Origin of the sequence: Fontimonas thermophila, from assembly GCF_900113085.1 — a bacterium.
GTDB classification, from domain to species: domain Bacteria; phylum Pseudomonadota; class Gammaproteobacteria; order Nevskiales; family Nevskiaceae; genus Solimonas; species Solimonas thermophila.
On the sequence record NZ_FOOC01000005.1, the window covers coordinates 77127 to 89818 of the forward strand.

The following is a 12692-nucleotide window of genomic DNA, read 5'->3' on the forward strand; positions in this document are numbered from 1 at the left end:
CGATCGTCGGTCACGGCAGTTGACGCGCGCGCTCGATGATGCGGGTGGTCGAGTAACCCTCGTGAAAATCGAGCACGACGACACGGCCGCCATGGGCAGTGACGATGTCGTGTCCGGCGATCTGTTCGATCCGGTAGTCCCCACCCTTGACCAACACGTCGGGGAGCACGCGCCCGATCAGCCGGGCTGGCGTGTCCTCGGAAAACGGCACCACCCAATCGACGCTGCGCAGGCCGGCGAGCACGCGCATGCGGTCGGCACAGGTGTTGAGCGGTCGCGTCGGGCCTTTGAGCCGGCGCACCGAATCATCATCGTTGACCGCGACGATCAGCACATCGCCGAGCCGGCGCGCCGCCTCCAGATAGCGGACATGACCGGCATGCAGCACGTCGAAACAGCCGTTGGTCATGACCACGGTCTCGCCGCGCGCGCGCGCAGCCGCTACCAGCCTCAGCAGCGTGTCTTCGTCGACGACGCCGGTGTCGGCATGCGGGTGATGCAGCGCTGCCTCGAGTTCCGCAGCGCTGACCGTGGCCGTGCCGAGCTTGCCGACGACGATGCCGGCAGCGACATTCGCAAGCCGGCAGGCCTGTGGCAATTCGACACCGGCGGCGAGCGCCGCGGCGAGCGTCGCGATGACGGTATCGCCGGCGCCGGTCACGTCGAAGACTTCACGGGCCTCGGCCGGCAGGTGCAGCGGTGGCTGCGCAGCGCGCAGCAGGCTCATGCCTTTTTCGCTGCGCGTCAGCAGCAACGCCTCGAGCCCGAGACGGGCGCGCAATGCCTCGGCGCGGGCGAGCAGATCGGCGTCGTCCACGGCCGTGCCGGCCACTGCTTCCAGTTCCGGCACGTTGGGGGTGAGCAGTGTCGCACCGGCGTAGCGCGCATAGTCGGTGCCTTTGGGATCGACCAGTACGGGTTTGCCGGCAGCGCGCGCCAGCCCGATCAGCGCGGCGACATCGACGAGCGTTCCCTTGCCGTAATCCGAGCAGACGACGATGTCGCAATCGGCGAGGCACTGGGCAAAACGCTGCCTGAGCGATGCGCGGTCAAAGCCGTCAGTGCAATCCAGGGATTCCTCGAAATCCAGCCGCAGCAGTTGCTGGTTGCGCGACAGCACGCGCAGCTTGGTGATCGTCGGCAAGCTCGGGCTTTCGATCCACTCGGCCTCGATGCCGCGCGCCTGCACCAGCGCGCGCAACTCGGCGCCGGCGGCATCGCGCCCGATCACGCCGAGCAGGCGCACCCGTGCCCCCAGTGCGGCGACGTTGAGCGCGACATTGGCTGCACCGCCGGCGCGTACCTGATCGGCGCGCACGCGCACCACCGGCACCGGCGCCTCTGGTGAGATCCGCTGCACCGGACCGGTCCAGTAGCGGTCGAGCATCACGTCGCCCACGATCAGCACGCGGGCATGGCCGAAACTGGTCAGCGCTGAATTCATCCGCTCGCTCCCGGGCCAGAGGTCATGGCACCGCCGATCGGGCGAACGCATGGTTCGCAAGATACGGCCCTCCCGGCCGGGCCCGACGCGCCCGGTCCGGATCCAGGCAAGCGGGGACGGCAACGGGCATCAGACGTGGGTCAGCCAGTGGGCATACCGCTCGCTACGGCCTCTGACCACATCGAGATAGGCTTTCTGCAGCCGCTCGGTGATCGGGCCGCGCGAGCCGCTGCCGATCGGCCGGTTGTCGATCTCGCGGATCGGCGTGACCTCGGCGGCGGTGCCGGTGAAGAACGCCTCGTCGCAAACATAGACTTCGTCGCGGGTGATGCGCCGTTCGCGCACCTCATAACCGAGATCCCGCGCCAGTTGCATGACCGAGCGGCGGGTGATGCCATCGAGCGCCGAGGTCACGTCCGGCGTGCTGATGACGCCGCCGGTGATGATGAAGATGTTCTCGGCGCTGCCTTCGGCGACATAGCCTTCGGGATCCAGCATCAGCGCCTCGTCGTAACCGTCGCGCAGGACCTCGTTGAGCGCCATCGACGAATTCAGATAATTGGCATTGGCCTTGGCCCGGCACAGCGAGGCATTGACGTAGTGACGCTGGAACGAGCTGGTCTTGACGCGGATGCCGCGCTCCATGTTGTCGGCGCCCAGATACGCACCCCACGGCCAGGCGGCGACGATCACGTGCGTCTGCAGACCGGTGGCACGCAATCCCATGCCTTCGGAACCGTAGAACACCATCGGCCGGATGTAAGCCTCCTCGAGCCGGTTGGCGCGCAACACCTCTTTTTGCGCCTCGTCGAGCTGCGCCGGCGTCCACGGCATCTTCATGCCAAGGATCTTGGCCGAGTTGAACAACCGCTGCGTGTGTTCCTGCAGGCGAAAGATCGCCGTGCCGCGCGGCGTCTTGTAGGCACGCACGCCCTCGAAGCAGCCGACACCGTAGTGCAGCGTGTAGGTCAGCACGTGGGTCGTGCACTCGCGCCAGGGTTTGAGCGCGCCGTCATACCAGATGTAGCCGTCGCGGTCGGCGAATGAAGTCATGGGAAATACCAGGAACAGTCGGGAATCGTGGAATTATAGGGGTTGCGCCCGGCTATCATAGGGCGCCCTATCGTTGACCACAGACCCGCGCACGTGACCGATCGCCCGGCTGAGCCTTCGCGCATCCTGATCGTGCGTCTGTCTGCGCTCGGGGATCTGGTGTTTTGCACCAGTCTGCTGGACGGACTGCGCCGACGTTTCCCCGATGCCCACATCGCCTGGCTCGCCCAGTCCGGCTTTGCCGGCGTGCTGCATGAGGATCCCCGTGTGGACGAGGTGATCGCCATCCCCAAAGACACGTTATCCTCGCCGTCCGCGCTGTTGCGGCTGCGGCACCGCCTGCATGCGCGGCGCTACGACTGGGTGATCGATGCCCAGGGGCTGGCCAAGTCGCGGCTGCTGGCGTCGCTCGCGGGCGGGCATCGCATCGGCTTTCGCTCCAAGGAGCCACTCGAGTGGCTGCTGCACGAGCGGATCGACAAAGGCGGCAATCCTGCCGACATCGCCTCGGAATATCGCTTTCTTGCGGAAATGCTGACCGGTGTGCGCGCCGGACCGCCGCAGCTGCCGGTGAGCGATCGAGCCGCCGCGCGGGTTGCGGCGGCGCTGCGCACGCATGGCCTTGCGCCGGGCTTCGTCGCGCTGTGTCCGTTTACGACACGGCCGCAGAAGCATTGGCCGGATACGCATTGGCCGGCGCTGGCACAAGCACTCGTCGCCGCAGGCTTGGGCCCCTGCGTGGTGTTCGGCGGCCCTGCGGAACGGGCGCGCGCCGAGCAACTGGTCGCGCAGATGCCGCCGGGCAGCGTCAACCTCGCCGGCTCAACTGCCCTGCCCGACCTCGCCGCGTGGCTTATGCAGGCACGGCTCGTCGTCGGGGTGGATACCGGGCTTACGCATATCGGCATCGCCGTACGCCGGCCGACGGTCGCGCTGTTTGGTTCGACCTGTCCTTATACCGGCGGCGCGGACACCCCGCTGGCCGTGCTCTACGATGCGCTTCCCTGCGCGCCGTGCAAACGCCGTCCGACCTGTGGCGGCGCCTGGACCTGCATGCGCCAGCTCACCCCCGAGCGGGTCGTCGCCGCGGCCCTGCGCCTGTGCGAGACCGGCACATGAAGATCCTGCACGTCGAAACCGGGATGCATTTGTACGGCGGCGCCCAGCAGGTTGCCTATCTGCTGGATGGTCTTGCCCGCCGCAAGATCGACAACATCCTGGTCTGTCCGCCGGGTGCGGCGATCGGACAGCGTTTTGCCGACAGCCCCGTCAAGGTCGTCGAAATCCCGTGCAGTGGCGACCTCGACCTGGGTTTCGTCATGCGGCTGCGGCGCAGCATCGCGCGCGAGCATCCCCAGCTCGTGCATCTGCATTCGCGCCGCGGCGCCGACGTGCTCGGTGGGTTCGCCGCGCATTTAGCCGGCGTGCCGGCGGTGCTGTCGCGCCGCGTCGACAATCCGGAGATCGGCTGGTGGGCGCGCTGGAAATACCGGCGCTATGCCCGCGTGATCTGCATTTCCGAGGGCATCGCCGCAGTCCTGCGCCGTGAAGGCGTCGAGCCGGAGCGCATCCGCGTCGTGCGCAGCGTCGTCGATGCGCGGGCGTGGATCGCACCGGCACCGCAGGCCGAGCTGCGCGCAGTCTTCGGCATCCCTGCGGGCCGACTCATCGCCGGGGTCGTCGCGCAGTTGATCGAGCGCAAGGGGCATAAGGTGCTGTTTCAGGCGCTCGCGCGCATGGCGGCGGACGAACGTCCTTTCGTGATCTGCTTCGGCCAGGGGCCACAACGCCGCCAGCTGGATGCGGACATCGCCCGACTGGGGCTTGCCGAAGACGTGCGCTTCGCCGGCTTCCGGGACGACCTGCCGCGCTGGATGGGCGCACTCGATCTGCTCGTACACCCGGCCTATATGGAAGGGCTCGGGGTGTCGCTGCTGCAGGCCGCGGCCGCTGGCGTGCCGATCATCGCCACGCGGGTCGGCGGCATTCCGGAAGCCGTGCGCGACGGCGAGAACGGGCTGCTGGTCGCGCCCGGGAACGTCGAGGCCCTGCTTGCGGCACTGCGCCGGCTCATCGGCGATGCGCCCCTGCGCGCGCGTCTTTCCGCCGGTGGCCGGGCGCTGATCGCCCGCGAGTTCTCGATCGACGCGATGGTCGAGGGCAATCTCGCCGTCTATCGCGAGCTCGTGGAACCCTGAGTAAAGCCCCGGCGCAGCAACTCGCCGTACAGCGACCGGTACGCGGCGATTGTCGCCGCCTCGCTGTAGCGCGCGGAAAAATGGGTGCGTCCCCGCTCGCCCAGCTCGGTACGCAGCGCCGGTGTTTCGAGCAACCGGCGCCAGTGGCGCGCCAGATCGCCCGGGTCGGCCACCGCGCACAGCAAACCGGTGACTCCTTCCTCGATGAGCTCAAGGCCACCTGCCGTGCGCGTGCTCAGCACCGGCAGCCCCTTGCTCCAGGCTTCGAGAATCACATTGCCCAGCGGCTCCTCGCGCGACGGGCAGATCATCACATCGCCCAGCGTCAGGGCCGGCACTGCGGCATCGATCCAGCCAGTGAAATGCACGCGGCGATCCAGCCCCAAGCGTTGAGCCTGCAACCCGAGTTCCGCGGCGAGCGGCCCGTCGCCCATCAACACCAGATGATGCGCCCGGCCGGCGATGCGCTCGGGCAGAAGAGCCATGCCGCGCAGCAAGTCCTGAAAACCTTTTTTGGGCACGAGGCGGCCAAAGGCGATGGTCACCAACGCATCGTCGGGGATCCCCAGATCCGCCCGCGACAACGGCGAGGGGCGCTCGTCGACGGGTACGAAATTGTCGATCCAGTGCACACGGCCTGGCGGGAAACCGCGGGCGATCAGCCAGTCGCGCAGACCACGGGTGTTGACGATCCAGGCATGGGCATGGCGGAAGTTGCGCGGGTTGTAATACCCCCCCAGGCGGGCGACGTGAATGATGCCGGCGGGCGCGCGCGTCAACCACGTCGCGCGACTCGCCCAGGTCTGGACGATCGGATAGGCGTGGCGGCGCAACAGGGCGCGGATGCGCAGCACGCTGCCCAGATCGAGCGCGTTGCGCATCGGCAACTCAAAACACTGCCGATGCCCCTCGAGCGCCACGTGCACTTGCGAGCCGGTACGCGTGACCGCATCCGCCGGCATGCCGGCGCGGGTGAGCGCCCGTACCAGGCGCACGAAGCTGTTTTCGGCACCACCCATGGTCTGACTGCCGATGATCTGCAGACTGCGCAGCGCCTCCGCCGCAAGCGTGTCTTGCCCTGCGGCGGAACTGGTTATTGCCCAGGCGCGTCGTCGCCGCTTGCTGTTCCACTCCCTGATCACAAAGCACCCCCAGATCGATGTGGTATCGGTATCTCTCCGCTCAGATCAATCCCAACAATTCCAGATAGCGCCGGGCGCTGATCTGGGCACGATAATCCGCGACCGCCTGTTGCAACTGTGCAGCCGGCAAGGGGTGATCCAGCACCTGGCGCATCGCCTGGGCCATCGCTGCCACGTCGCCGACTGCAACGAGCGGGCCGAAGCGGCCGCCGTCGAGAATCTCGCGCGGACCACTCGGACAGTCGGTGGAGACGCTGGGAATGCCCAGTGCGAGCGCTTCGGTCAGCGCATTGGGCGAACCCTCCCACGCCGAGGACAATACGAATAGATCGGCGCGGGCAAGCCAGGCATACGGATTGTTCTGGAACCCGGCCAGCAGGACGCGCTCGGCAATGCCCAATTCCGCCGCCAGACGCTGCAGCGCGTCGCGGTCCTTGCCCTCGCCGAGCACGATCAGACGGCTCGGGTGCGTCGCCTGGATCTGGGCGAACGCGCGCAGCAGAGTAGCGAAATCTTTTTGCCGTGTGAGCCGCCCCATGCCCATCACGACCGGTAGGGTCTTATCGCGCAGCCATGCATGCGGCGCCGGCTCGGCGGCCTGTGTGGCGAGCGCCGGCGTGATGACCGGGTTGCGGATCACATGCACGCGCTCTGGCGGCAGGCCGGTGACCGCGATCGTGTCCTGCCGGACGCCTTGCGAAACCGCGATGATGCCGCTGGCCAGCGGATACAAGCGCCGCATCGGCGCCATGCGCAGCCAGCGGCTGAGTGGATCCTTGCGCGCCAGCGCCGCCGACAAATTGGTACCCAGGCGAATGTAAACCGGTGTGTCCACACCGGATTTGATCTTGGCGCGCAGTGCCGCGCGTCCGGCGCGGTCTTTGGCGGCAAGCAAGGCATCCGGGCGCACCTTGCGCAGATAATCGGCGACCTCGCCGACACTGGTCCAGCTATGCCGGGCCCGAAGATCGATGCGGTGCACGGTTGCAGGAATGCGGCTCGCGTGTCCGCCGACCCCCTTGATCGGGAGCACATCGACATGGACCTGCCGTGCGAACTCCGCGCACAGATTGGTCACCATGCGCTCGACTCCGCCATCGCCGGAAAAGGAAATCAGCACCGCTAGGCGTTTCATGACACCGCTCCGGCGCGCGCTGGCAATGCAAACGCCTGCAGATAGGCATCCGTCGCCGCCTCGATTTCGTAGGGGCGCGCCGCGCGCTGCAGCAGATCGCGCGGCGGTGGATCATCGAGCAGTCGGGCGAGCGCCTCGGCGAGCGCGCCGTCATCGCCGACCGGCACGAGGGGGCCATAGCGCCCGTCGTCGAGGATTTCGCGCGGACCACTCGGACAGTTCGTGGCCACGCAAGGCGTACCGCAGGCCAGCGCCTCGATCAGCACAAAGCCGAGCCCCTCCCAGCGCGAGGTGAGCGCAAAGACTGCGGCATGTGCCATGAAGGCGTAGACGTCGCTACGGAAGCCCGGAAAATCGACATCCGCGTCCACGCCGAGCGCCTTTGCGAGCGCACGCAGCGCCTCCAGCCGCTTGCCACGGCCGACGATCACGAGCCGGCAGGCGCGCTGCGCGCGCAGGCGGGCAAAAGCGCGGATCAGCGTCTCGAAATCCTTGCGCGCGGACAGCTCGCCGACCCCGAGGATGACCGGCGGTGCGCCCGGCGCAAACCACGGATGATCCGGAGGTCGAGGGCGGGCATCGAACAACGCCGCCGGGACGACGGGGCTTGCCACCGGACGGATGTGCGCACGCGCAAGCCCGGTATAGGCCGCCATGTCGTCGGCGACATCCGCGCAGGTGACGATGACCAGATCGGCATACCGGTATAGCCGACCCATCGACGTGCGCTGCAGCCAGCGCTCGAACGCGCCGCGATGCTGCAGATCCACCGAGATCGTCGTTCCCGAGCTGAGCACGAGTCGCGTGTCGCTGGCGCCGGCGAGCCAGCGCGCGAGCAGCGCGGTGCGGTTGACCTTGTCCTTGTCGGCGAGCAGCACGGCCGGGCGCGCGCGGCGCAGGTAGCGGACCAGGGCGAATAAGGCGAGATACGTCGTGCTTGCGCCGGTGTCGAGCACACGCACGCCGGGCGGCACGTCGGTCAGGTTCGGTCCATGGCCGCGCACCTTGAGCAAATCCACGGCGTAGCCGCGCCGCGCCAGCGCAGGGATCAGGTGTTTCATCGCCCGGTCGACTCCGCTGTGCCCGGACGTGGATAGAAAGATGGCGATGCGCCGGCGGTCTATGCGATCCATGCGAGCGGATCCTCCTCGGCCGACGGCACCGCGCCGTGGCCGTCGATGAACAGACGGTGCCAGATCGCAAACTGCAACAGGCTGAAGACCTCGCGCGTGACGTCGCCGCGCGCCTGCTGGCGCGCAAGCAAGGCCTCGACCGCCGGCAACCGGCACCAGGCGCGGATCGCGGCGCTCTGCGGCAGCTTCTGCGCCAGCGCCGCGACGAACGGCCCACGCAGCCACTCGCCGACCGGCACATGAAATCCGCGCTTGTGCTGCCACAAATGCGCACGCGGGATGAAGGACTCGGCCCAGCGCTTGAGAAAGACCTTGCCCGCATCGCGCTGAATTTTCAGCTCATCGGGTAGCGACAAACCGAATTCGACGACACGGTGGTCGAGAAACGGCACACGCCCCTCGACGCTGAAGCTCATCAGCATGCGGTCGGCCTTGACCAGCAGGTCATCCGGCAGATTGGTGGACAGATCGACATACTGGCGGCGCTGCAAATGGCTCCAGTCCCTGGGCGTCTGCGCCCATGCCCGCACGACCGGCTCGCGGTAGGCGGCGAGCGCCGGCTGCAAGGCCGGAACGAACAGGCGCGCAACCCAGCGCGGGTCGAGCTCCGGGCGCACGCGAAACCCGCCGCTGCCGGGATAGCGCAGGGATTTGAACGTGCGTTCGAACAGATCCGGGCGATAGCGTCCGTAACCCGCGAACACCTCGTCGCCACCCTCGCCGCTGAACACCACCTTGAGCTCACGCCCGGCGGCCTCGGCGAGTGCCAGCGTCGGCAGGCAGGCGTAATCGCGCATCAGGTCGTCGGCCGCCCAGACCGCACGGGGCAGCCGGCGGAACACCGCCGCGGCGTCCATGCGGATCGGCGTGTGCTCGGCCTCGAACAGACGCGCCATCGCCGCCGCCTCATCGAGCTCGTCGCGCTGGCGCGCATCCGCCCAGCCGATCGAGAACGTGCGCACCGCTTGCGTGTGCAGACGTCTGAGCTGGCCGAGCAGCACCGCGGAATCGACGCCGCCGGAGAGGAACACACCATAAGGAACATCCGCCCGCATGTGCTCGCGCATGACCTGCGCAAACAGCGTCTCCCATTCGGCGACGGCGTCGGCATACGTCAGCCCACGACGCGGCCGCACGTCGAGTGCCGACCAGTACCGGTGCACCCGCACCGAAAGATCCGGACCGATGCGTAGCGCACAGCCCGCGGGCACGCGCTCGACGCCGTCGATGACCGTCTGCGCGCCGGTCGAGAACTGGTTCTGGAAAAACTGCGCGAGGGCATCCGCATGCACCGTGCGCCGTGGCATCAGCGGCAGCAGCGCCTTGAGTTCGGAGGCGAACAGCAGCCGATCCGGCAGACGCGCGATGTACAGCGGCTTGATGCCCAGGCGGTCGCGCACCAGCCAGAGTTCTTCGGCGGTGTGATCGTAGAGTGCATAGGCATACATGCCGTGCAGGCGTTTAAACGACGCAGGGCCCCAGTGCGCAAAACCGTGCAGGGCGACTTCCGAATCCGAATGCGTCAACGGCCGCGCACCGGCGGCCTCCAGTTCCGCACGCAGCTCGACGTAGTTGTAGATCTCGCCGTTGCAGACCAGCGCATAGCGCCGATGCGCATCAAACAGCGGCTGGTGCCCACCCGCAAGATCGATGATCGCCAGGCGCGTATGCGCGATACCGAAACGCCCCGCGATGTATGTTCCCTGATCCTCGGGCCCGCGGTGGGTCAGCGTCCCCGCCATGCGCGCGAGCTCGGCCTCGGCCACACGGCCTTCGCGCAGGACGATGCCAGCAATGCCGCACATCGCCTCACACCGGGTCGAAGCGGTAGCCGAGCAGCTCGATGTCGCGGGCAAAATGCTTGCCGACGAGCTCGGCAAGATCGTCGCTGTAGTAGCTGCGGTAATCCTTCTTGCGATCCGTCGCCTGCCGCTTGTGGGGCAGCTCGATCGGCGGCACACCAATGATCTTGCAGATGTGCGCGAAATCCTCGTGGAGGGTCTCGTAGCGGCCGATGAAATCGGTCAGGATCCGGCCGTGCAGGTCGATCAGATAATCGGTCTGCAACGTGATCGAGGTATCGAGGTGATACTGGTACGGCCGCTGCGGATCGAGTTTCCAGCGCGTGAAGGCTTCGAAAGATTCATGCCCGGCCAGCAGATGCGGGCGTTCGCGCTTGAGATGGTGATAACTGGACACCTGCAGATCCCAGGGATTGCGCACGAAGGCGAACTTGAACAGCCCGTCGAAGAACTCCTTGGGCAGCATCTCCTGGGCGCAGATGATCTTGGCGTGGCGCGGCAGCTTCGCGGCGATGCGATGCCCGGTCATGTGCGACAGCCGCGAGCAGATGAATTGGGCGAGATAGTACGGGTCCTTCCACTGCAATCGGCGCAGAGCGGCGCGCACGCTGGTGCCGCCGGTCTTGGCAATGTGGACGTACAGAAAGTTGTAGCGGTTGGAGAGAATCATGGGCTTACGCCGCTGCGCAGTGGACGCGGCGGCGTAGGATAACCGAGCGGCATGACGATCATGGACGACGTGCCGAGCCGCGGTCGGCGATCGCCAGCCGATACACCGCGAGCGTCTGCCGCGCGGTCTCGATCCAGGTCTTGGTCTGCGCATACGCCAGCGCCGCTTCGCGCCGAGCCTGCGGCATCGCCAGCACCTCCCGGATGCCGCGGGCGATGTCGTCCACGCAGAGCGGATCCACCAGCACGGCATGGCCGCCGGCGACTTCCGGGCAGGCCCCGCCCGTGCTCGTCAGCACCGGTGTGCCGCACGCCATGGCCTCGAGAATCGGCAGACCAAAACCCTCATAGGTGGATGGGAACAGAAAAGCGCTCGCCGCCGCATACAGCAAGGGCACGTCGGCATCCGGCACATAGCCGGGCACCAGCACGCGCCCGGACAGCCCGAGCGCGGCCACGTCTTCGAGAAAGCGCTGGCGGTCGGCATCGCGCATCGGACCGGCCACCATGAGCCGATAGTCCGCCGCTACCCCGGAACGCGCATAAGCCTGCAACAGACGGGGGATGTTCTTGTTCTCTGCCCGCGAACCGAACACGAGCAGAAACGGATCCGGCACAGCGTAACGGGCACGTATGGACGCCAGCACCGACGGCGGCCGTGGCTGCAGCTCGGTGTCGATCCCGTGGTGAATGACATGGGTGCGTGCGGGATCAAAATCGAAATGCCGCAGAAAATCCCGCCGCGTGTTCTCGCTCACGCAGATCACACGATCGGCACGCGCTGCGAGCTCGCGGTAGCGCGCAAGCTGCCGCTCGCGCTCAACCGGTGCGTGGTAATTGATGCCGACGGCGGCATAGACGTCGTGGACGGTCACGACCTTGGCGCAGCCGTCCCAGCGCGGCAGCCGGTGGGCCGTCGCATGGACGACATCGTAGCGGCGCTGCAGCGGCCAGATACCGTCCACCCACGCCTGCTGCGCCAGACCCACACCCGTGCGCAGCAAATGCCGCCGCCGCCAGCGCGAAAGCCGCCACAGTTGCACCAGCTCCAATGGCGTATCATCCCCACGCAGCGCCTGCAGACCACCGAGCAGGCCGGTAACATAGCGCGCGATGCCGGATGGCCGCGCGTTGAGCACGTTGGACACCTCGATTGCACAGCGAAGCGGGCGCGGTGAGCGATCAGACATATGGAAATGGGATGCGGATGGGCTGCGCAGAGCGCTTGTCCATCATCGCAGAATCTGCGCCCATCCACGAAACAGCTTGAACCGCGCGGCCCGAACTGCCCACCGCCTATGCCCACCGCCTGCGTCGTCGTTCCCCTGTACCGCACCACGCTGACGAAGAATGAGCGTATCGCCCTCATCCAGTGCGACCGTCTCCTCGCGGCACATCCGCGGGTCTTCGCCAAGCCCCGCTCGCTCGATGCAACGGCGCTGCTGCGCGAATTCCCGGGGTTTGGCACTGTCGATCTCGACGACGGCGCCCTCGCCAGCGTGCGCAGCTACAACGCGCTGATGCTCTCGGCCGACTTTTACCGCAGGTTCGCCCAGTACGAATACATCCTCATCCACCAGCTCGACGCACTGGTCTTCCACGATGCCCTCGCCGAGTGGTGCGCACAGGGCTATGATTACATCGGCGCGCCCTGGATCAAGCCGCGCACCCTGCGCTCGCCGCTGGCGTATGCGCGCGCACGCATCAAGAAACGGATCTACGACTGGCTCGATCGCACCAAGCCGGACAGCGTGATCCCGCACAGCGCACGCATCCATTTCTGTGTCGGCAACGGTGGTTTTTCGCTGCGGCGTGTGGGTGCATTCATCGACGTAACCGAGCGCTTCGCCGATGCGATCCGCGACTTTTTGCAGGCCGTCCCGGCCCTCAACGAGGACATCTTTTTCTCGCTCGGCATCAACGGCCACTCCACCGGACTGCGCATTCCTGATTTCCGCACCGCCGTGCGCTTCGCCGTCGAGGCAGCGCCGCGCGAGGTGCTGGCCCGCTACACCGGTGGCGAGCTACCGTTTGGCTGTCACGCATGGGAAAAAATGGATCTGGCGTTCTGGCAATCCGTCCTGCGCCGGTACGGTCACGAAATTTGATGGATATC

The 12692-nt window shown here is 67.0% G+C and carries 11 protein-coding genes; 3 read left to right on the forward strand and 8 right to left on the reverse strand.

Annotated features, from left to right (window positions below; translation table 11 throughout):
• Nucleotides 1-10 precede the first annotated feature (10 nt).
• The gene (gene hldE / locus BMZ48_RS06575) at nt 11-1444 is read right to left on the reverse strand and encodes a bifunctional D-glycero-beta-D-manno-heptose-7-phosphate kinase/D-glycero-beta-D-manno-heptose 1-phosphate adenylyltransferase HldE (RefSeq protein WP_091533147.1); all 1434 of its coding nucleotides are present in this window, start codon (nt 1442-1444) and stop codon (nt 11-13) included.
• Between the two features lie 129 nt (nt 1445-1573).
• Nucleotides 1574-2497, reverse strand: coding sequence for a branched-chain amino acid transaminase (locus tag BMZ48_RS06580; protein WP_091533149.1), 924 nt, complete (start codon nt 2495-2497; stop codon nt 1574-1576).
• Nucleotides 2498-2590: 93 nt separating this feature from the next.
• Between BMZ48_RS06580 and BMZ48_RS06585 the strand changes: the two genes are divergently transcribed.
• Together BMZ48_RS06585 and BMZ48_RS06590 are read left to right on the forward strand one after the other, a co-directional pair.
• On the forward strand, nt 2591-3616 hold the full coding sequence (locus BMZ48_RS06585; RefSeq protein WP_091533151.1) for a glycosyltransferase family 9 protein: 1026 nt from the start codon (nt 2591-2593) through the stop codon (nt 3614-3616).
• Entirely contained in the window at nt 3613-4695 is a 1083-nt protein-coding gene (locus tag BMZ48_RS06590) for a glycosyltransferase (protein WP_091533153.1), read from the forward strand. The genes BMZ48_RS06585 and BMZ48_RS06590 overlap by 4 nt, the downstream gene beginning before the upstream one ends.
• On the opposite strand, the gene BMZ48_RS06595 is transcribed toward BMZ48_RS06590, so the two are convergent.
• From BMZ48_RS06595 to BMZ48_RS06620, 6 genes are all read right to left on the reverse strand, one after another.
• Entirely contained in the window at nt 4671-5714 is a 1044-nt protein-coding gene (locus BMZ48_RS06595) for a glycosyltransferase (protein WP_091533155.1), read from the reverse strand. The two genes, BMZ48_RS06590 and BMZ48_RS06595, sit on opposite strands and share 25 nt — an antisense overlap.
• A 163-nt stretch (nt 5715-5877) precedes the next feature.
• Nucleotides 5878-6972, reverse strand: coding sequence for a glycosyltransferase (locus BMZ48_RS06600; RefSeq protein WP_091533157.1), 1095 nt, complete (start codon nt 6970-6972; stop codon nt 5878-5880).
• Entirely contained in the window at nt 6969-8105 is a 1137-nt protein-coding gene (locus tag BMZ48_RS06605; RefSeq protein ID WP_091533159.1) for a glycosyltransferase, read from the reverse strand. The genes BMZ48_RS06600 and BMZ48_RS06605 overlap by 4 nt, the downstream gene beginning before the upstream one ends.
• The gene (gene asnB / locus BMZ48_RS06610; protein ID WP_091533161.1) at nt 8093-9910 is read right to left on the reverse strand and encodes an asparagine synthase (glutamine-hydrolyzing); all 1818 of its coding nucleotides are present in this window, start codon (nt 9908-9910) and stop codon (nt 8093-8095) included. Before asnB ends, BMZ48_RS06605 begins: the two co-directional genes overlap by 13 nt.
• Before the next feature lie 4 nt (nt 9911-9914).
• Nucleotides 9915-10577 (reverse strand): sulfotransferase family 2 domain-containing protein, encoded by a 663-nt coding sequence (locus BMZ48_RS06615; protein WP_091533163.1) that lies wholly within the window; start codon nt 10575-10577, stop codon nt 9915-9917.
• 58 nt (nt 10578-10635) lie between these two features.
• Complete coding sequence (locus tag BMZ48_RS06620) at nt 10636-11724, reverse strand: glycosyltransferase family 4 protein (RefSeq protein WP_143383646.1); 1089 nt, start codon at nt 11722-11724, stop codon at nt 10636-10638.
• Between the two features lie 150 nt (nt 11725-11874).
• On the opposite strand from BMZ48_RS06620, the gene BMZ48_RS06625 reads away from it, so the two are divergent.
• Complete coding sequence (locus BMZ48_RS06625; protein ID WP_091533168.1) at nt 11875-12684, forward strand: DUF5672 family protein; 810 nt, start codon at nt 11875-11877, stop codon at nt 12682-12684.
• Nucleotides 12685-12692: the final 8 nt, after the last annotated feature.